This window comes from Nostoc sp. (assembly GCF_036917095.1).
Lineage (GTDB): Bacteria > Cyanobacteriota > Cyanobacteriia > Cyanobacteriales > Nostocaceae > Nostoc.
Genome location: NZ_JBALFH010000015.1, coordinates 186,116 through 206,721, shown reverse-complemented (window position 1 = coordinate 206,721; position 20,606 = coordinate 186,116). Strand labels below are relative to the sequence as shown.

Here is a 20,606-nt window from a genome sequence, read left to right as displayed (position 1 = left end):
AGGGGAAGCAGGGGAGGCAGGGGAAGCAGGGGAAGCAGGGGAAGAATAATTAATAACTAATGACCAATGACTAATGACCAATGACCAATGACCAATGACTAATGACCAATGACTAATGACTAATGACTAATGACCAATGACCAATGACCAATGACCAATGACCAATGACTAATGACCAATGACCAATGACCAATCTATATGATTCCTATTAGTGATAATATTCGTTGCCGGAGTAAGCCGATTATTAATTATTGGCTGATTGGCATTAATGTTGCCGTATTTTTATGGGAACTTCAACTAGAATTTAATGGTGCATTGGGTTATTTTGTCAATACCTGGGGTGTGATTCCAGCGCAGATTAGTGGGGCAATTACAAATGCATTCTTATACAACAATGCTGCTTGGATAATTGTAATTTGGCGAACATTTTCACTAATTATTGCAATATTTCTGCACGGTAGTTTTAGTCAAATATTGGGAAATCTGCTATTCTTGTGGGTTTTTGGGAAAACTGTAGAAAATCTTCTGGGACATAGACGCTATCTCGGATTGTATCTGGCTGCTGGCGCGATCGCATCTTTAGTCCAAATTCTGGCAGAACCGAGTTTGGCAGTACCATTGATTGGAGCGAATGGTGCGATCGCAGCTATTTTAGGAGCATATATTACTAAGTTTCCTAAAGCTAAAATTGACAGCATTTTGCCGCTAATAATCTTGTATATCCCTATCGAACTCCCAGCCTACTTTTATATATTTTGGTGGCCTGTGCAACAATTATTTTATGGGATTGGCAGTTTAAATATTCCCCCCGTTGGTGTAAATCAATCGGGTGTTGTCTTCTGGGGGCAGGTAGTGGGATTATTAATTGGTGCGGTTTTCATGCGTCTGAAGAGATGATTGATTCATCGTTGGATGCAAAGCGTCTTGTCGTTAGATATCGCTCTTAGTCTCAGAGGATACCTCTCGGCTAAAACTCCTATGTGCCTTTTGATGGATTGCATTTTTTAGCTTAAAAATCCATACTTGTAAAACTAGGTGATGCCTACTCTTCAAATCGGTATTGTTGAGTTACAAGTGATGTGCAAGATGCAAAATGTTGATAAAATTAACTTTAAACTCACTGATGAATTAGCAGTTCTGCGGCAGCGTGTATCTGAGTTAGAGCGATCGGAAATATTTTATCAACAAAGGCAAGCAGCGCTTGAGGCACAAGTAACAAAACTAGAAAAAAAATTGGCAATAACAGCACAAAATCCCCAGGTTCAAGTTGTCGAATCTGACATTAAATGGCATCACGAACAGGGGACATCCACAGCCTTAAATCTACCAACAGATATAGCAGCGGCTTTACAGCAACTTCAACAAAAAATTGCAGAGCAACAGCATGTAGAAGCCTCTCTGAGGGAGAGTGAAGAACGGCTCAGGCTAGCCCTAAATGCTTCCGAGATGGGTTTGTGGGATTGGAATATTGTTACCAATCAAGTTATCTGGTCTGAAACTCATGAAGTGCTTTTTGGTGTGCTTCCAGGGAGTTTTGACGGAAGCTATGAAGGATTTCTGAAGTGCGTTCATCCTGAAGACAGGCAATCTGTAATGGAAGTTATCGCCCAGGCTTTAGGGCAAAAGGTTGACTACAACGATGAATTTCGCATAGTTCGAGGAGACCAAAGTGTTCATTGGATTTCTGCCAGAGGAAAATTTATCTACGACGATCGCGGACAAGCGGTGCGAGCGATCGGAGTTTGTATGGAAAATACTGTCTGCAAGCAAGCAGAAGAAAGTACTCGCGAACTCACAAACCAAGTGCAAGAACAGGCAAATATTTTAAATGCTATTCTCACTGCATCAGTCGATCACATTTATATTTTTAATCGCAGAGGTTGCTATCAGTATGTCAGTCGCGATGGAGCTACTTTATTAGGCTTCAAGCCCCAGGATCTTGTCGGAAAGACTTTGCAAGACATGGATGTACCCGCAGACGTTGTAGAACAGGTAGATAATCAACGAAAAGCTGTCATGAAAACTGGGCAGCCAATCAAGGATGAGTGTGAATATATTACCGCCGATGGGGTACATTATTATGAATACATCCTCACTCCATTACGGAATTCCAAACAAAGCATTGAAGGCGTAATTACTGTTTCTCGCGATATTACCGAACACAAACGGGCAGAAAAATCATTACGTGAAAGTGAAGCCAGATTTCGGCGTTTGTTTGAATCTAACCTGATTGGAGTCGCTTTTTGGAATGTGGATGGCTTTATTATTGATGCCAATGATGCCTTTCTCCAGCTAGCTGGCTACACTCATGATGAGTTTGCCACTTTAGGTAGAATTAATTGGAGAGAACTTACTCCTGTTGAATATAAGGATTTAGACGATCGCGCCCTCTTAGAAGTACAAACCACTGGAGTTTCCAGAATTTATGAGAAAGAGCACCTCCACCGCGACGGGAAGCGAGTACCAATTGTATTGGGGATAGCCTTGCTGAATGACTCCAAGGATAATGGTGTTGCTTTTGTACTCGATATTACCGATCGCAAATCAGCCGAGAAAGAATGCGATCGCCTCCTCGAACGAGAACGGAAAGCACGCCAACAAGCAGAAATCGCCAACAAAATCAAAGATGAATTTCTCGCGGTTCTCTCCCATGAACTGCGAACCCCGCTCAACTCCGTTCTGGGGTGGTCGAAAATGCTGCGGACTCGTAATTTCGATGAAAAAACCACTCACCACGCCTTAGAAACCATTGAACGCAACGCCAAATTACAAACCCAGCTAATTGAAGATTTGTTGGATGTGTCTACCATTCTCCAAGGAAAATTAAACTTAAATGTCTGTCCAGTGAGCTTGGTAATGGTGGTTGAAGCAGCACTAGAGACAGTACAACTAGCAGCACAAGCCAAGTCAATTCAAATTCAGACCATATTCGATCCCACTCTTGGACAAGTGATGGGCGACCCAAATCGGCTTCAGCAAGCTGTGTGGAATCTACTTTCCAATGCGGTAAAATTTACACCAACAGGCGGACGGGTAGAAATTCGATTAATGGAAGTTGGTAATCAGGCTCAAATTCAGGTCAGCGATACAGGTAAGGGAATTCCGCCAGACTTTTTGCCTTATGTATTCGATTACTTTCGCCAAGCTGATGGCACAACTACGCGGGCATTTGGGGGATTAGGTTTAGGATTAGCGATCGTGCGTAAGGTTATAGAGATGCATGGAGGAAAAGTTCGAGCCGAAAGTCCTGGAGAAGAATCGGGTGCAACCTTTATTGTTGAGTTACCACTTTTGGTAAGAAGCGAACAGATTGCACGCGAAGAGAATGAGGCTTTAGAAGATTGCGATCTGGAATCCTCGCTCCTTTCGGACACTCAAGTTTTGGTAGTGGACGACGAACCAGATATCCGTGACTTAGTTACCTTTATTTTGCAAGACTACGGTGTAGAAGTAATCGCCGTATCATCGGCACAAGAAGCATTACAAGCGCTATCTGAGTCGGTACCAGATGTTTTAATTAGCGATATTGGAATGCCAAAGACAGACGGTTATATGCTGATGCGTGAAGTGAGGGCGCGATCGCCTCAACAAGGAGGACAAGTACCAGCGATCGCACTGACGGCTTATGCAGGGGAAATGAATCAGCAGCAAGCAATAGCAGCAGGATTTCAAATGCATATTTCCAAACCAGTAGATCCAGATGTATTGGTGAAAGCGATCGCTGATTTGATAAAGTAGTCATTGGTCATTGGTCATTGGTCATTGGTCATTGGTCATTGGTCATTGGTCATTGGTCATTGGTCATTGGTCATTAGTCATTAGTACATACCGACTGTTTCGTGCGCGAAAAAACTTTTTTATTAAGGACTAATTCAAACCACGTTCCTTGTGGGCGTTGTATCTCAAAGACTAATCTCTCGCGTTGCGGTTTGATTGAGCCAAGCTGATATAGCTAAGGGTATGCGAGGCTTTCCATAACTTTAGTGTTATGCCATATCTACTGCTTTCCTGCTAGACTCTGGATAGTCCCTATGCTTTTAGTAATTATGGCATCTGTTGAGCAAGTCATGAAAGAAGCCTTAGCTTTGCCCAGTGCAGCGAGAGCATTGTTGGCAGAAAAGTTGGTTGAAAGTCTTGAATTTGATGTAGACGAAACACTTCAAACACTGTGGACAGATGAAGCCAAGAAGCGTAGAGATGAAGTTCGCAGTGGTGCAATTCAACCCATTCCTGGAGAGGAAGCCTTAGCTAGGGTAAGACAAATTCTAGGGTAATGAAATACGTCTTTCATCCAACAGCATTAATTGAATATGGTGAAGCAGTCAAGTTTTACGCAGAGCGTCGAGTTGAATTAGCACAAGCATTTATTAATGCGGTTGAGGATGCAATTTTCCGAATTATCCAGTCACCGACTCGCTGGGCTGTTGTTGACGAAGACATTCGTCGATGTCTAACGCGCAAATTCCCCTATGGAATTTTATACACCATTGAGGAAGATTACGTTTTAATTTTGGCGGTGATGCACTGTAGCCGCGAACCGGGATACTGGAAAGAGCGCCTCACAGACTAGCAGCAGGATTTCAAATGCATATTTCTAAATCGGTAGATCCAGATATATTGGCGAAAGCGATCGCTGATTTGATTGAACCAAGCTTATAGCTGATAAGCTGAAAAACATCTAAATTGCATAATCAGATTAAATCAAACTCTTGTGGGGTGGGCATCTTGCCCGCCCTAGTTATGCAACTTAAACGTGGAACAGCTTATAGGTAAGCTTCCCTCAGCTATCCATAACTTGTACTTTTATATTAACATTGTCAGTCGTAACAATCGCATTGTTAGCCGAAACAATCGCATTGTTAGCCGAAACAATCGCATTGTCAGCCAAAACAATCGCATTGTCAGCCAAAACAATCGCATTGTCAGCCGAAACAATCGCATTGTCAGCCGAAACAATCGCATTGTCAGCCAAAACAATCGCATTGTTAGCCAAAACAATCGCATTGTTAGCCGAAAAAATAATTTCTCTTGCTACCTATTTCTACGGCGACGATTCGTTTAGAAGTGTGAGACACCGCTACCTCCAAAACGCGATCGCCCAGTATACACTACTAACGGTACTGGTTATCCCTTTGAGAATCGCTATAAGATGAGTAAAAGGGTTTTCTACGTTTGGATGGAAATGACTGAGCAACATGATTCTCAGCAATTGAGTAAACCGACCGATGGAGCTATTACCAAATCGGTCGATAATTCTTGGACAAACCGCATTGGTGGTGTCTGGAACAACGCAACAACACGCTTAACGCAACTTCTACCCGTAGAACAAGTGGCACAGACGCTTGTTGGATGGTTTAGTGTGAGCGAAGCTCAGGTTGCAGAGATTTTAGAGAAAGTTCGAGCCGAACTGCCAACCACAGAAGCGCTGCTAATTGGTAAACCCCAAGCCGGAAAAAGTTCAATTGTTCGGGGATTGACGGGAGTTTCTGCCGAAATTGTCGGTCAGGGATTTCGTCCTCACACGCAACACACCCAACGCTATGCTTATCCTTCCAATGACCTGCCGTTACTGATTTTTACTGATACGGTGGGGCTGGGTGATGTTAAACAAGATACTCAATTAATTATTCAGGAATTAGTTGGCGATTTAAAAAAAGAGACTCGTTCCGCCAGAATCCTGCTTCTCACCGTCAAAATCAATGATTTTGCAACTGACACGCTACGACAAATTGCTAAACAGCTGCACCAGCAGTATCCAGACATTCCCTGTCTGTTGGTAGTTACCTGCTTGCACGAGGTTTATCCTCTCGATACCGTCGATCATCCCGCCTATCCGCCAGATTATCAAGAAATCAACCGCGCATTTAGCGCGATGCAAGAAGCTTTCGCAGAAATAAGCGTTGGCGAAGCCTCTCCGTTCGCGGAGCGTCCCGCAGGGAAGGAGATTCGCTCTGTACTAATTGACTTTACCTTAGAAGAAGATGGCTACACTCCAGTATTTTATGGCTTAGAAGCACTGCGAGATTCCTTAGCAGAACTACTCCCACAAGCAGAAGCCCAGGCGATTTATCAACTATTAGATCGAGAAGAAACTGGGAAGCAACTTGGTAACCTTTACCGAGATACTGCACGCCGTTATATTTTGCCATTTTCGATTATGTCTGCCACCCTGGCCGCTGTACCTCTGCCATTTGCGACAATGCCAGTACTCACTGCATTGCAAGTATCAATGGTGGGACTGTTGGGTAAATTATATGGGCAGACAGTTACTCCATCTCAAGCGGGAGGTGTTGTGAGTGCGATCGCAGGTGGTTTTTTAGCACAGGCAATTGCACGGGAATTAATTAAATTTATACCAGGTTTTGGTAGTGCGATCGCAGCCTCTTGGGCAGCCGCCTACACCTGGGCACTAGGGGAAGCAGCCTGCGTTTACTTTGGTGATTTAATGGGAGGTAAAAAACCCGATCCCCAAAAAATTCAGTTGGTGATGCAAGAAGCGTTTCAGGCGGCGCAAGAACGGTTTAAGGGAATTAAACGTTAGGGGTAGTTGTTGGGGTTTTCAACAAGTAGACCTTCACTTGCTGCGGCTACATTTATAGGCTTCTACTATTTACCTGGGCTAGTTTCTGCCACAATTCATAGGGGCGCACAGCCAATAATCGCAAAGACGCGATAAATCGCCGTCTTTACAATAATCAATCCTTTGTAGAGACGGCGATTTATCGCGTCTCTTGCCTTAACCGAACCGTATTGGGCGCACAGCTAGCTGTCCCACCAAAGCGTGGATTGCATCCAAAAGAGAACGCTATATTATTGTTTCTCCTACACTTTCTCCTTTGCTGCTGGCACAATCCCAAACTTATTTAAACCTGTATCGATTTCTTTCAGTAATTTAAAATCCGCCTCTGGCAAGGGATAGCTGCAACTGCTGAACAAACCTGCACTGACAGCAGGCTGCTTTTCCAAAAAAGAGAAAGCTTGGCGAAACTGATACGGCTTGGCTTTAATCGGTGAATCAAAGTGGCAGGGAATAATCCACTCGAAGTCCCAAGTTGCAACTTTATCAGCCCAGTCAATGGTTTCTTTCGGTGCGCGGTTAAGAATCAGCGTCTGTAAAATTGGTGCGACAAACAAACGCCCATCACCTCGCAAAGCATCAAACGATCGCGGCCAATCTGGATTCCATTTAAAAGGATACAATCCAAAATAAGCTTTCTTTGAGCGTTCTGGTGCTTTCAAGGCATCTTGCAACACCTGACTCCATTGGCGGATATTTAGTGCGTTTGGTTGAAAGTACAAAGCAAACAACGAGATACGCTGCCAACCTTTACGGCGATTTACTTGAATGTCTGCAACAATATCAGCAGCATCATCCTTAGCATGGAATAGTAAGGGATATGGATCTAATAGAGCGATCGCAGGTGGATCTTCTGGGATAGAAAGTACAGAATCTGTTACTAAAAGAGTATGCGATCGCTTGTGGAAAAAAGCAACTTCCGCAAACCGACCAGGCCCAAGCTCGATGGGCCCCAGCATTGCATAATCAAACTCGTCAGCAAAGGGAGTTTTGCTACTATCTTCTGGAAGTACCTGAGTTCGTTTCGGTGGTAAGCCAAGCCAGCTAAGGGGGAGATTTAGCGGGAAACTCCACTGATGGGGAGCTACAAACACCTGTGCAGTCGGAAAGTATTTGGCGAAGGGGCCGACGAATACCTTATGTTCTATACCGGAGATAGTTGGCAGGATAATGTACTTAACGTTACCATGTTCTGCCACCAACTCATTCACAAGCCGGATACACTCTGGGGTTGGTGCAACAGGTGCATAGATGAGAAGGCCCCCGGTTTCGAGCTTAACAACCGTCATGCGAATCGGCACAACTACGTAGAAAATCCCCTGAATCTGGTCAAAATTCCAAATTGTGTCCTTGACCACTTCTTTACGGATTGTCTGCCGCCTGCCATAAGGGTAGAGTGGCACAACAGGCCATAATCCCCATGAAAAGTCTTTTGGATTTATCTGTTGTGCATCGACTATGCGTTCATCATCAGCCACTCTGCAACCCCTCCAAATTCCCTGCTCAAATTGTTTTTATTTGCTATCCCTAAAGTTGGAGTTTAGCAAATTATTGAGATAATCAGAGCAATTATTAATTCATAATTGTAATTCGTAATATCTCCGATGTAGTTCATTCACGATAAAAATCATGAGTAAATATAAAATTTTAAAATCAGAGCAAAGTTACACTTTTACTCAATACTTTTTGTTACCTAACCCAACAATAGATGTAGTAGCTGAGTTTGAGTACAGCTATGCTCGTACAGAGCTAGAATTACCAAGATACTTTGCTGATATTAGCTATTTAGAATTTTTGCAAAATTACTTACAGCGCAACATCAAGCTTTTTAACCCAACGGCTGAGATATCAATCAGAGAATTTATGATTGCTCCTATCCTTGCTGAAATTTGCGATCGGGCAAAAGCTCAACTATATAGTGAGTATCCACTGAATGTGGATGAAAAGCTCAAAGGAACTTTAAATTATTATTTACATAAATCTAACTCCTCATTGGTGATTGAAGCAAAACAATCAGATATTAGAAGAGGGTTTACACAGCTAGCAGTAGAATTAATAGCTCTGGAGCAGACTCTAGACGATCGATCGTCAACTTTATTTGGTGCAGTTACGAATGGAGATGACTAGAAATTTGGTACACTCAATAGACAACAGAAGCTAATTACAGAAGATATTAAACTTTATCGTGTTCCTGAAGGTTTAGAAGATTTGATACGAGTACTAGTAGGCATCCTTCCATCTGAGGCTTGACGAAAGTTGAAAAGATTCCTACGCCTCATGTTTAAAAGCATTGTTCATACTTGCTCTGCAAAACCAGCAATAAAGTTAATTCAATATCCCATTCATCAGCACCTTTTAAATATAGCTACTATTTTCAAAAAAGTAATATTGTTTTAATGTTTGACGAATCCTGTATTTACATTAATCTAATTATTTCGATTTAGAGTTTTCTGTGCAATTGCTTGCAGTTCTGGCGAAGTTAGTGGAGCCAAATAATCAAAAATCTTTTTATTACGAGCAAATTCATTACTATGAGAGAAAGCATCATTACAAGCGTAGGCAGATAGATTTAAAGGGAATTCATCTGGATTTGAGCCTCTCATGTTGACATCTGCACCAGCCTTAACTAGCAATTTAACTATATCTAGAGATTCTTCAAAAACTGCATACATTAAAGGAGTCCAATAAAGTTCACTGCTGTCTCTAGCATTAATATCTTGTTGAACAGAAATAAGAGCTTTAACTTCTTCCAAGTAATGAAAGCGAATTGCTCGAATCAGTGCTTCGGCAAAATCTCCATCAGGTATAATGTAGTCTCCATACATTATTTTTTCCCCTTGCTAGTTTTTAGAAATATTTTAGTACAAGTAAGTGGGTGTAAATAAAGGTTTGTAGTAAGCGGCTCTTGGTGATTTAGATATATTGCAACAAAAGCGATGACTCATTATATTTTAAAAGCTACTAAGGAAAGCGTACATCTAGGTGGCTTCTCTCATCTGCTAGAACCAGCGCTCATTATTGATTCAGGTGATACGGTTGATGTGGAAACTTACACTGGTTACTACGTTTATGACAAAGCACCACCTGAGTTTCTCACACCAGAATTTCTCGACATCTGCCAAAATCTTCTACCAGAACGCAAAATTGCCGGAGGGCCGCATTTACTCACAGGGCCGATTTATGTGCGAGATGCCGAACCAGGGGATGTTTTAGAAGTACAATTAGATGCGATCGCACCTCGTTTACCCATCGGCTTCAATGCCATTCGTACAGGTTGGGGAGCTTTACCACATCAGTTTCCTCAACCTGCGTTGAGATTTATTCCTCTAGATTTAGCAAACAATATCGCAGAATTTCCGGTGGGTGCTGGCATAAAAATTCCCCTCAAACCGTTTTTTGGAATTCTTGGTGTCGCTACGCCAGAAACTTCTCGTACTTCTGTCCCACCAGGTTCTTACGGCGGTAATATTGACAATCGGGAACTACAAGCTGGTTCTCGTTTATTTTTGCCGATTTTCGTCCCAGGTGCATTATTTTCTATTGGTGATGGGCATTCTGCACAGGGAGATGGTGAAGTAAATGTCACCGCCATTGAAACTTCTATGAACGGTAGAATTACCCTCAAAGTTCGCAAAGATTTACAACTAACAACACCAATTGCCGAAACTCCAACTCATATCATTACAATGGGGTTTGCTCCAACCTTAGATGAAGCCTTAGAACTGGCTTTAAAAAACATGATTGATTTTCTGGAACGCTTCACCAATTTGTCGCCAGAAGATGCTTATGTATTGTGCAGTTTAGCTGTAAATTTTCATATCACTCAAGTTGTGAACAGCCCTCACAAAGGTGTGCATGGAATGCTACCAAAATCAATTTTGTCTGAGAGTGTCAATTTATAAGTTGCAATATATCGACCATTTTTTACATCTAAATATTTTAGGTGTTCGCTGTTTACTGAACACCTGAAGACTTTAATTTAGCTTCAGCAATATTTTTGTTAAGCCATCGCCTAGCTTTTCAATAGATTCTTGCTGTTTAGGATCTACTAACGTGCCATCAGGATTAAAGGCTTCGTAAGCTTTGGCTACTGCTATTTGATCGGGAAGTACCAAAACTTTGATATTTCCCAAAATAGACCGCAGGTGAACCAACCCCCGCAAACCACCAAGAGCGCCTGGGGAAGCGCTCATAATGGCAGCAACTTTACCTGCAAAAGCAGCCAACGGTGCTTCATTTGGGGCTGGACGAGATGCCCAGTCAATGGCGTTCTTTAAAACTGCTGTGAGTGAACTGTTATATTCCGGCGAAGCAATCAGCAATCCTTGATGAGAAATTAGCAAATCCTTGAAAGTGCGGGCGTTTGCAGGTAGTCCTTCTTGAGCTTCCAAATCTTCATCATACAGAGGTAGGGGCAAATCGCGGAGGTCTATATAAGTCACTTCTGCGCCTGCTGCCTGAGCGCCAGCCGCCGCGATTTTCACCAATTTTTTGTTGTAAGAATCAATCCGGGCGCTGCCTGCAAAGGCGAGGATTTTAGGTGTAGATGCCATAATTCTAAGTTGAATGGGAATAATTAACCTGTTCAGCTGCATTATCCTGTTTTCAGGCGATCGCTATTTGCTACCTTTAGATTTTCTTTAGAAACTTTTTCTAAGATTATGGCGAATTGGTCAGACTCTTATCTGGGCAAGTTACGACAAATTGTAGGCGATCGCCTACTTCTGTTATTTAGCGTATACGTGATTATCGAGGATAACTTGGGGCGCGTTCTGTTGCAAAAACGAAGTGATTTTAAACTTTGGGCGCTACCTGGTGGCTATCCAGAAGTAGGTGAGTCTGCCGAAGAATGTTCAGCACGAGAGGTTTTTGAAGAAACTGGTTTAACGGTTAAGCGTTTTGCAGCTGTGGGGTTTTCTTCCAATCCAGCCTTTGAAACTGTAACTTATCCCAACGGCGATCGCGTCCAAACCTTCAATTTGATTTTGCGAGCCGTTGAATGGGAAGGCAGTCTCGCTTGCTTAGATGGAGAATCGCTGGCGCTGGAATTTTTTGATTTGGCGGACTTACCTACATTAATGCCAAACGATCGCCCTGTTTTGGAAAAGTTTCAGGAATACAAGAAAAGCGGCGAATTTTTGTTGTTTTAAAATTTTGGTGATGAGATTTCAAGCAACATGTAGAAGCACACATTTGTGGATTTTACACCTTTTTTAATATCCCACAAAGGGCTTCTAAATAAAAAAATTCCCGACAAGATTGGATAATTTATTTGTTGGAGTTAGTTAATTAGTGAGAAATAAAAAATCTGGAAATATTCACAGTGCAATCGCTATCTCCTGTAGGTTGGGTGTAACGTAGTGGAACCCAAGATATGATATCGGGAAAACAGAAAATATTTACACTATAATAAGCTCTCAATTTCTTGGAAAAAATCAATGCTAAACCTGTTTTATATATTTGTTTATGCACTAAGATTAATATCGCTTCGTGTTAGGTTACGTGTTAACCTGACTAACGCTAAGTTGGACTGTGTTGGCTTCGAGCGAGTTGATTTGACCGAGGCTAACCTGACTGGTGCTTGGGATGCCGATGTTGATAAGTGTATTCTCTGCAACACCATCATGCCAGATGGGAGTATCCTGAGCAATGACTATCGGGTTTAATAAGGAAGATGGGAGTGCGATCGCTACTCCACCTAATCGATAAAGCCATTACACAAAGAATACACCTCATAAATCTTGATTTAGGAATATAACTGTACAGACGCGCTATGCGCTATCTAACTCCTAATTCCTTTTTTGCGTATGATATACAAACCCCCTCAACGAAAGCTGTTGAGATGGATTGCATTGTTCCTAGTTGGGACATTTCTGCAATTGTTGTTTTACATCCCGATACCAGTCTTATCCCAAAATTCCAATAGCTGTAGCAATATTACAGCCCCTCTTACACCTGAAGAACAAACTTACGCTCGTGGTGCTTGGCAGTATTTTGTCAAAAATTATCAGCCAGCAACAGGATTTACCAATTCTACTGGGGGTTATCCTTCGGGTACACTCTGGGATATGGGTAACTACCTAATGGCGTTGAATGCTGCACGTTGGTTGAATCTCACTGACCAAGCAGACTTTGATTCCCGCCTCAATAAGTTTTTGACGACTCTCAACAGCTTGAAGTTATTTGAAGATGCGTTGCCTAATAAAGTCTATAACGCAGCCAATGCACAGATGGTTGATTATGGCAACAATCCGCTTGAGCGGGGTCTTGGTTGGTCTGCTTTGGATGTAGGCCGAATCCTGGCTGCCTTTGATGTCATCCGTACCTGTCATCCTCAATATAATGATTGGCTCAAAGGAATTGTAGCGAAGTGGCAAGTAGCGCGATCGCTCAAAGATGGGCAACTTTATGGCGCTACTGTTCTCCCAGACAACAAAACATTACTGGTGCAAGAAGGACGACTCGGTTACGAAGAATACGGCGCTAGAGGTTATGGACTTTGGGGTTTCTCTGCACCCAAGGCTATTTCTTTAGAACCATTTAAGCTAGTCGAAATTAATGGCGTGCAAATTCCCGTTGATACCCGTGACTTTAAAAGCACCAACGCTAATAATTACGTTGTTAGTGAGTCTTATATCCTTGATGGGATTGAATTTGGCTTGCAAGGTGAGTTAGCTGATTTTGCTGCCAGAGTTTTAGATGTCCAAAAACGGCGTTATGACACCACAGGTCAATTGACTGCTGTCACAGAAGATAATATTGACCAAGCGCCTTATTTTCTCTACAACACCGTCTACGCCAACGGTGTAAACTGGGCGACAATTACGGATGCCAATCAACCTTATCCACAGTTTCGCAGCATCAGCACAAAAGCAGCTTTTGGTTGGCGCTATCTTTTTCCAGATAATGCCTATGCTCAAAAAGTTTTTGATGCAGTCAAGGATCTCCGCAGCCCTGATGACAGTGGTTACTATGCTGGTATCTTTGAAGAATCAAAACAACCCAATAAAGCTCTGACAGGTAATACTAATGGGCTGATTTTGGAGATTTTATACTACAAAGCTAAGGGAAATCACCCTTTAATTGCTTCTGCTTCTGTGAGTGTGTCTACTGGTAAGCCCAGTGAAAATGCTTCTCCTACAACACCCTCAAATCAACCGAATTCTACTGTTACGACTCCGACTGCAAATCAACCGAATTCTACTGTTACGACTCCTACCGCAAATCAACCAAATTCTACTGTTACGACTCCTACCCCAACCCCTGCGAATACTTCTAAACCCACAGAAGTCGCCGTTGCACCTATTCCACCAGTAGATAGTCCCAAGCCATCATCTAATCTCAAACTAGATCGACCGCTGTCAATAATTGAACGGCGTTATGCAGAGGCGGCTTGGCGATACTTTCAAGCGAATTATCACTCCAAGAGTGGGCTGATAGACGATCGCAGTGATTTCAAAGGCGCAACCCTCTGGGGATTAGGAGATTATCTCGCAGCACTCCATGCAGCGCGATCGCTCGATATAATTACGCCCAAAGAATTTGACCAGCGCACCCGGCATCTTTTAGCAGCCTTGATAAAATTACCGTTGTTTGCTGGAGAGTTACCAAGTCGAGGTTACGATACGCGATCGCTGCAATCAGTAGATTATGGTGGAAATGCGATTCCAGAAGGCAACGGCTGGTCAGCTTTAGATTTAGGCAGAATGCTGGCAGGGCTTTACAACTTAAAAACTTGTCATCCAGAATACACGGCTGCCGTAGATAAAATTGTGCTGGATTGGTCATACTTGCGTGTGGTGCGCGAAGGTATTCTCTCCAGTGCGACTGTTACCAAAGAGGAAGATGGGCGATCGCTTACCCGCGTCAACCCTGTAACCCGCTTGGGTTATGAGGAATATGCCGCTCGTGCTTTTCAATTATGGGGATTTAATGTTGATGGTTCTGCTGTTGGCGGTGAATATCAAACTGCCTCAGTGGAGGGAGTGAAAGTACCAGTCCAACGCCGTCGCACGGATACTAACTACAAAAACCAATACACAGTTAGCAATCCTTTCTTACTCTATGCACTGGAGTTTGGACTAGATCCACAAATGCGATCGCTCTTTGAACCAATTTTCCAAGCGCAAGCTGAACGTTACCGCCGCACCGGCACTCTCACAGCCTCAGCTACCACTCTGCTCGATCGTAAACCTTACACTGTCCACAGCACAATTACTGGTCAGGGCGAACCTTGGGTGGCTTTAGGAGATGACGGTCAACCTATACCAAAGGGGCGATTGGTAAGTACAGCAGTCGCTTTTGCCTATAATGTCTTGCTTCCAGAAAACAAGTACACTCAAGAGTTACTGCAAGGAACGACTGACTTATACAATCCATTAGCTGGATTTTATGAGGGCTTCTATGAAACTACGGGTAAAACGGCAGTTGGTTTCACCAGCAGCACCAACAGTATGATTTTGCAATCCTTGCTGTACAAAGTGATGAATCGACAACCCTTAATTCGTCCGGCTAACAGCATGAAATCTCCTTGGTGGCAAGAAGTTACTAAGGGAAATTCTGGGCGAGGTCTACCCAATACTGCCACACAACAAACCCACTTAATTTCTGATAGTTCTGGAAGTTACTGGGCTTCAAGTAGCGAAAAGACTCCGTTAGTAACTGGCACAAAAGTCGAGGCAAGGGAGCAGGGTGCAGGGAGCAGAGGGGATGGAAAAGAATAGGGATTCGACCCCACCTGTTGTGCTAGCTTCCCGTAGGGTACGAGAACCACGCTTATAAAGTGGGGGATGGGGAACTCAGATCCATGTTCCCCCCTTCATTTCACGGCAGTTATGATTCACTTCTCCCTGCCCCCTCCCTCCCCTGCCTCTTCGTTGAAATGCAACTCACTGTAATTACAAAGCTGTGTTTGTTAATAATCAGTTCTATTTGGGAATACTTGTACATGAGTCAATGCAGTCCGTAGCTCGAACGAGCAACAGACATTTTAATTCAAAATCCCTGTTTATTCCTTCAAATCTATGAACAAGGTACGACTGGCGCTGATGGTGCTAATTTTACAGGGTACAAGTAGTTGGTCAGCTTTGGATATGGCGCGATTTTTATTAGGATTGCATGTTATGCGATCGCATTATCCAGAATATAGCAATTCACCTAAGAGCGACAGGTTCGCTTCACGCATTAATCGCATTGTCGCTCGTTGGCATATATCAAAACTTGTCAAAAATGGTTGGTTAAATGGTGCCATTCCCAGAGCAGCCAAACTTCTCGAAGTGCAGGAAGGGCGGTTAGGCTACGAGCAATACGCTGCTCACAGTTTACCAAGCTAGAGGCAGACATCCATTGCTGCTTGACTCTTCGGAAATTAAAAATTAAAACAATTCAATTTTTAATCCTCAATTTTTTTATGTACTGGTACTAACATGGCTTCAGTTTCTCTTATTGATAATTCCTCAAACTTTTCCGGTAACAGCCGTTCATTACTCAAAAAAAGAACGCTGTTATTTCGCTATCTAGCAGAAATAAATTTAATTTTTGGTATCTGGTATTTGCAATGGCGCATCACGCATTCCATCAATTTTGATGCGCTCTGGATCTCTATTCCTTTGCTGATAGCAGAAATTTATAGCTATTTCGGTGGCGTCATGTTTGTGATTGGGTTATGGCGGCCTTTAGTGCGACAGGTTAAGTCTCTTGACCAGATGACCCCACCTATACCTAGAGCTGACTGGCCAACAGTGGATGTGTTTGTAACCTGCTACAACGAGCCACCGGAAATTGTAGAAGAAACTGCCAAAGCTGCTCTGAAAATGGATTACCCAGCAATAAAATTACGAGTTTATGTGCTGGATGATGGCAACTCGGCCCAGATGCGAGCTATGACAGAAAGATTGTGTATTGAGGATTTGCAGTCAGCACAACTACAGCAAGAAGCGAATCGAATTGATGCAGAACACTCTAGCTTGTTGGAGCGCCTGAAGCAACTGGAAAATCTTACACCTAATACTCAAGCTGCTGAAAAATGGTTGCAATCATCAGAATCGGTGGCGAACCAATTTACCAGCGAATTTGTCCAAAGTTTGCGATCGCTCATTCTTTGGTTACCTCCACAGCATCAAAGTATAAGCGATCGCTTAACTAGCGAACGAAAAGCCTTAGAAGAATCTATTCGTAAGAAAGAACTCGAACTAGTCGAACTTGCTCGTTTTCGCTACATTGCTCGTCCCAAGACACCTGGCGTAGCGCATCATGCTAAAGCAGGCAACATCAATTACGCAATTTTTTCTGGAGAAACGGCAGGAAATTTTATTGTTACTTTAGATGCCGACCACATTCCCAAGCCAAATTTTCTCAAGCGAGTTCTGCCTTATTTCCACACTTATAATCTTTCAACAGGAAAATACGACCAGAATCAAATTGCTTTTGTCCAGACCCGCCAGGACTTTTACAATATTCCTCCAGGCGATCCTTTTGGACATCGAGCAAATTTATTTTATGGGCCACTTCAACAAGGTAAAGATGGCATGAATGCTGCATTCTATACGGGCACAAATGCAATACTGAGACGTGAGGCATTAGTTAGTGTAGGACTGCAAAATTTTGCTGATGAATTTGCCAAAGATGAAAAACGTTTAGATGAATTTGATTTAGTTGGTGGGGTATCGAGTAATAGTATTACCGAAGATATGAATACAGCCATGCGTCTGCATAGTGCTGGCTGGAAATCTATTTATCACAATGAACTTTTGGCAGAAGGTTTAGCGCCAGACGATCTAAGTTCTACTCTTAAACAGCGGCTACGCTGGGCACAAGGAACTATCCAAGTGCTAGTGAGGGAAAATCCACTGACAAAATCAGGGTTAACTTTTTGGCAAAGGTTGCAATATTTTAAGACGATGTATAGTTATTTCTCTGGTTTTGCAACTCTAGTTTTTATCTCTTGTCCAATTATCTATTTTTTTACGGACATTGTTCCAGTTAAAACCTACGGCCCTGACTTTGCCGTACACTTTTTCCCAGCTTTTATTATTAACCGTCTGACTTTCCTAGCAGCCACTTGGGGCATTCCAGCTAGAGAAGTTTGGCGTTCAGAACAATATGCGATCGCTTTATTTCCCTTATTAATCCAAGCCGTATGGAGTGTGTTCACAGGACAAAAACTCAATTTCCAAGTAACACCTAAGCAACGCCAATCGGGCATTTATCTCCGGCTGGTTTGGCCACAGTTGGTTGTCTTCGCCCTCACGATTCTAGGAATATTGTGGAGTCTTTACCGCTTTGCAATTGGTCATCTAAATTATCCTTGGGTTCACCTACTCAATGGTGCATGGGCTATCTATAACTTGTCACTTTTGTGGGCTATCATCCGCGCATCTGTTTGGCAGCCTTCAAAAGAAGCCTAAGAGGGACAAGGGGATAAGGAGAATAACTCTTAACTCCCTTATAAATCAATACAGTTCAGTTAAGCTTTTTTTCTTCTCTTTCTTCTCTTACTTCGTGTCCTACCCTTCGGGAAGCCACTTCGTGTCTATGCGTCCTTTGCGGTTCGTTAAAAAAATTCACTTTGACAAAGAGTAAAGCCTTAACTGAACCGTATTGCCTTATAAATCCAATTTAGAAAAGAAACAGCTATGAACACTTATTCAGACTCAAACAAATTTGGTCAGCAAACTGTCTTAACGATTTATGCTCATGCTGATGATGAAGTTCTACCTGCTGCTGGCACTCTCAGTCTAATGTCTAAGGCAGGATGGAATGTTCGTTGCTTAATTTTGACTGATGGCAGTCTTTCCAGTTCGCCTGTTAAGGGTACACGTCATCAAGAAGCCGATGCCGCAGGTAAAATCATCGGTGCAACTTATGAGTTTTATGCACTTGAGGAGTATAATTTCTCAACACAAGCAGTGATTAAGGTTACTGAAGAAGCTATTAAGCGTTGGCAACCGGATCTGATCGTTACTCATGCACCACAACCTGAAAAATATGGACATAGAGATCATGAAGTGTGTGCGATCGCAGTTTCTAATGTTGCTACGCGCAAAAACATATCTTTATGGTATTCAGCACCGCCTGTTTTTTTGCGTGGTTTTGAACCCAATTTTTTTGTGGATATTACTTCTGTCATTGAGGAAAAAGTTGCAGCCATTGGGTGTTATGAATCAGAGGTAAACAAAGCATTTATGCAACTTGATGCCATACTAGTTTTATCTCGTTTTTGGGCACGAGAATTAGGTCAAAAAGATGGTTATTTTGAAGCTTTTGAAATCTCGCGCCAATGTGTAGATGCCAGCTTTTTTAGTGCAATAGCAAATAATAATTACCAAGCAATCAAACACAGCTAATTGCATATAATAGACGAAAGTGTTGTTTTTTCTATTGCGGTTTACTTAGGTCAATGCCAAAATATAAATACATATTTCCAAAGCAAATAACAGGAAAGTAAAACCATGAACATGAGCGTAACAGTGCTAGAATTATCTGGAATTTTAGATGGTATTAGAGGTAATGAACTGCGTCGTGAAGTTAGCAGCATTCTGGCGAATGGAGCCGATATTTTATTGCTTGACATGAAAGAAGTCAAGTTTATTGATAGCTCAGGTTTAGGTGCTTTAGTATCAGCAATGCAAATGGTACGAAATGCTAATGCTAAACTTTTTGTCTGTTCTATCAGCGATCAAGTCAGGATGCTGTTTGAACTAACTAAGATGGATAGAATTTTTAAAACCTTTGCTGACCAAGATGAATTCAATCGCCAAGTATTGGCAACACAGTAAGCTGTTAGACAATACAAAATTTTAATTTGCATATCTCGACTATACTAACCAAAGTTAACTTTTATCAAAGATAAGTCATCATCAAGATTATCTTGAGCATTTAAGGTAAGAATATTTGCTAATAGCTGATTTAGGTTACAGCAATCTTTTTGGCTATATTTGGTTAGTAAGTCAATGAAAGCTTCGATACCCCAAATTTTACCATCTGACTGATTAATTTCATACGCACCATCACTAAAGATGTATAAAGTGCTGTTTTCTTCGACCTCCAAAATAGCATCCTCAAATTGGATATCAGGTAAAAAGCCAATTGGTAAATCTAAAGAACTTAACTGTTTAACTTGAATGCTGTTCGTAGAGGTATTAGATAACAATAAAGCTGGTGGATGTCCGGCGTTGGCATAAATGAGTTGACGTTTAAGGCGGTGATAAACTCCATACCAGATTGTGAAGTATTTATCACCGTGTTTCGTCATTTGAAAGGCATGATTGAGCGCTTTTAGAACTTCACTTGGTTGAGAAAAGTTAGTGTTCGGTAGAGATTGCGATCGCAAAACATTCAACACTGAAACTGATAGGAGGGCTGAACCCACCCCATGACCTGATACATCCAACAAATAAATTGCCAAATTATCCTCATCAATCCAATGATGGTCGAAGCAATCACCTCCTAGCTGTGCTGAGGGAATAAACAAATTTTCTGTAGTTACCGATCCTACAAGTGGTGAGGGTAAAAGCGATCGCACATAATCGGCGGCCTGTTCCAATTCTGCTTCTAAAATTTGCTTTTGGGTTTGTAAATCTTGATTTAATGTCTCTAAAGCTTGCTTTTTACTTTGTAAATCCTGATTTAGCTGGTGTAACCTTAGTCCTGCTCTTACCCGTGCTTTCAATTCATTCATCTCTATTGGTTTAGAGATAAACTCGTCTGCTCCAGCGTCAAGTCCCCTAACTCTATCTTCCTCCTCCCCTCGAGCTGCTCCCCTAGCAGTCAATAGAATAAAAAAAGTAGTTGCCAACTCTGGATCTGTTTTAATTCGACGACACACTTCTAGCCCATCTAGTTGGAACATCATCCAGTCACAGATAATCAGAGCAGGACGTAGCAGTTGTGCTTGTGTAATTCCTTCTTCGCCATTTTTGGCGACACTGGTATCATAACCCTGATTTTGGAGTGTTCTTTTCAGTACTGTTCGTACTATAGGGTCATCATCAATAATCAGAATTTTAAACATAAATTACAGTTTTTTAGG

Annotated in this window: 19 protein-coding genes and 1 pseudogene; 15 read left to right on the top strand and 5 right to left on the bottom strand. The window is 42.2% G+C overall.

Annotated features, from left to right (window positions below):
• Positions 1-198: 198 nt before the first annotated feature.
• The 4 genes from V7L01_RS05025 to V7L01_RS05010 all read left to right on the top strand — a co-directional run bounded on the left by V7L01_RS05025 (position 199) and on the right by V7L01_RS05010 (position 4,570).
• The gene (locus V7L01_RS05025; RefSeq protein ID WP_335032491.1) at positions 199-897 is read left to right on the top strand and encodes a rhomboid family intramembrane serine protease; all 699 of its coding nucleotides are present in this window, start codon (positions 199-201) and stop codon (positions 895-897) included.
• A gap of 189 nt (positions 898-1,086) precedes the next feature.
• Positions 1,087-3,738, top strand: coding sequence for a PAS domain S-box protein (locus tag V7L01_RS05020; RefSeq protein WP_442936946.1), 2,652 nt, complete (start codon positions 1,087-1,089; stop codon positions 3,736-3,738).
• Between the two features lie 308 nt (positions 3,739-4,046).
• On the top strand, positions 4,047-4,274 hold the full coding sequence (locus V7L01_RS05015) for an addiction module protein (protein WP_335033159.1): 228 nt from the start codon (positions 4,047-4,049) through the stop codon (positions 4,272-4,274).
• The gene (locus tag V7L01_RS05010; protein WP_335032488.1) at positions 4,274-4,570 is read left to right on the top strand and encodes a type II toxin-antitoxin system RelE/ParE family toxin; all 297 of its coding nucleotides are present in this window, start codon (positions 4,274-4,276) and stop codon (positions 4,568-4,570) included. The genes V7L01_RS05015 and V7L01_RS05010 overlap by 1 nt, the downstream gene beginning before the upstream one ends.
• 210 nt (positions 4,571-4,780) lie before the next feature.
• On the opposite strand, the pseudogene V7L01_RS35335 reads toward V7L01_RS05010, so the two are convergent.
• A pseudogene (locus V7L01_RS35335) lies at positions 4,781-4,963 on the bottom strand (hypothetical protein); the annotation flags it as partial.
• On the opposite strand from V7L01_RS35335, the gene V7L01_RS35330 reads away from it, so the two are divergent.
• Complete coding sequence (locus V7L01_RS35330) at positions 4,877-5,062, top strand: hypothetical protein (RefSeq protein ID WP_442936945.1); 186 nt, start codon at positions 4,877-4,879, stop codon at positions 5,060-5,062. The pseudogene V7L01_RS35335 and the gene V7L01_RS35330 sit on opposite strands and share 87 nt — an antisense overlap.
• A 120-nt stretch (positions 5,063-5,182) precedes the next feature.
• Positions 5,183-6,541 carry a GTPase family protein gene (locus V7L01_RS05000; RefSeq protein ID WP_335033157.1) on the top strand — a complete coding sequence of 453 codons (1,359 nt, stop codon included), beginning with the start codon at positions 5,183-5,185 and terminating at the stop codon, positions 6,539-6,541.
• Between the two features lie 281 nt (positions 6,542-6,822).
• Here V7L01_RS05000 and V7L01_RS04995 read toward each other — a convergent pair whose 3' ends face one another.
• Positions 6,823-8,055 carry a DUF4336 domain-containing protein gene (locus tag V7L01_RS04995; RefSeq protein ID WP_335032484.1) on the bottom strand — a complete coding sequence of 411 codons (1,233 nt, stop codon included), beginning with the start codon at positions 8,053-8,055 and terminating at the stop codon, positions 6,823-6,825.
• A gap of 151 nt (positions 8,056-8,206) precedes the next feature.
• Between V7L01_RS04995 and V7L01_RS04990 the strand changes: the two genes are divergently transcribed.
• Positions 8,207-8,704, top strand: coding sequence for a hypothetical protein (locus V7L01_RS04990; RefSeq protein ID WP_335032482.1), 498 nt, complete (start codon positions 8,207-8,209; stop codon positions 8,702-8,704).
• Positions 8,705-9,003: 299 nt separating this feature from the next.
• Here the strand turns inward: V7L01_RS04990 and V7L01_RS04985 are convergent, their stop codons facing one another.
• Positions 9,004-9,402 carry an ankyrin repeat domain-containing protein gene (locus tag V7L01_RS04985; RefSeq protein WP_335032480.1) on the bottom strand — a complete coding sequence of 133 codons (399 nt, stop codon included), beginning with the start codon at positions 9,400-9,402 and terminating at the stop codon, positions 9,004-9,006.
• Between the two features lie 111 nt (positions 9,403-9,513).
• Here V7L01_RS04985 and V7L01_RS04980 point away from each other — a divergent pair, with 111 nt between their 5' ends.
• Positions 9,514-10,479 carry an acetamidase/formamidase family protein gene (locus tag V7L01_RS04980; RefSeq protein WP_335032478.1) on the top strand — a complete coding sequence of 322 codons (966 nt, stop codon included), beginning with the start codon at positions 9,514-9,516 and terminating at the stop codon, positions 10,477-10,479.
• A gap of 72 nt (positions 10,480-10,551) precedes the next feature.
• Here V7L01_RS04980 and V7L01_RS04975 read toward each other — a convergent pair whose 3' ends face one another.
• Entirely contained in the window at positions 10,552-11,130 is a 579-nt protein-coding gene (locus tag V7L01_RS04975) for an NADPH-dependent FMN reductase (RefSeq protein ID WP_335032476.1), read from the bottom strand.
• Between the two features lie 108 nt (positions 11,131-11,238).
• Here V7L01_RS04975 and V7L01_RS04970 point away from each other — a divergent pair, with 108 nt between their 5' ends.
• From V7L01_RS04970 to V7L01_RS04940, 7 genes are all read left to right on the top strand, one after another.
• Positions 11,239-11,727 (top strand): NUDIX domain-containing protein, encoded by a 489-nt coding sequence (locus V7L01_RS04970; RefSeq protein WP_335032475.1) that lies wholly within the window; start codon positions 11,239-11,241, stop codon positions 11,725-11,727.
• Positions 11,728-12,015: 288 nt separating this feature from the next.
• Positions 12,016-12,243, top strand: a complete 228-nt coding sequence (locus V7L01_RS04965; protein WP_335032473.1) for a pentapeptide repeat-containing protein — start codon at positions 12,016-12,018, stop codon at positions 12,241-12,243.
• Between the two features lie 141 nt (positions 12,244-12,384).
• Positions 12,385-15,300 (top strand): DUF3131 domain-containing protein, encoded by a 2,916-nt coding sequence (locus V7L01_RS04960; protein WP_335032471.1) that lies wholly within the window; start codon positions 12,385-12,387, stop codon positions 15,298-15,300.
• A gap of 300 nt (positions 15,301-15,600) precedes the next feature.
• Entirely contained in the window at positions 15,601-15,909 is a 309-nt protein-coding gene (locus V7L01_RS04955) for a DUF3131 domain-containing protein (RefSeq protein ID WP_335032469.1), read from the top strand.
• A gap of 93 nt (positions 15,910-16,002) precedes the next feature.
• A complete protein-coding gene (locus V7L01_RS04950) occupies positions 16,003-17,982 on the top strand; it encodes a glycosyltransferase (RefSeq protein WP_335032467.1) in 1,980 nt (659 codons plus the stop codon).
• Between the two features lie 228 nt (positions 17,983-18,210).
• Positions 18,211-18,921, top strand: coding sequence for a PIG-L deacetylase family protein (locus V7L01_RS04945; protein WP_335032465.1), 711 nt, complete (start codon positions 18,211-18,213; stop codon positions 18,919-18,921).
• 105 nt (positions 18,922-19,026) lie between these two features.
• Positions 19,027-19,353 (top strand): STAS domain-containing protein, encoded by a 327-nt coding sequence (locus tag V7L01_RS04940; RefSeq protein WP_335032463.1) that lies wholly within the window; start codon positions 19,027-19,029, stop codon positions 19,351-19,353.
• Positions 19,354-19,397: 44 nt separating this feature from the next.
• Here the strand turns inward: V7L01_RS04940 and V7L01_RS04935 are convergent, their stop codons facing one another.
• Positions 19,398-20,588, bottom strand: coding sequence for a SpoIIE family protein phosphatase (locus V7L01_RS04935; protein ID WP_335032461.1), 1,191 nt, complete (start codon positions 20,586-20,588; stop codon positions 19,398-19,400).
• Between the last annotated feature and the right edge of the window lie 18 nt (positions 20,589-20,606).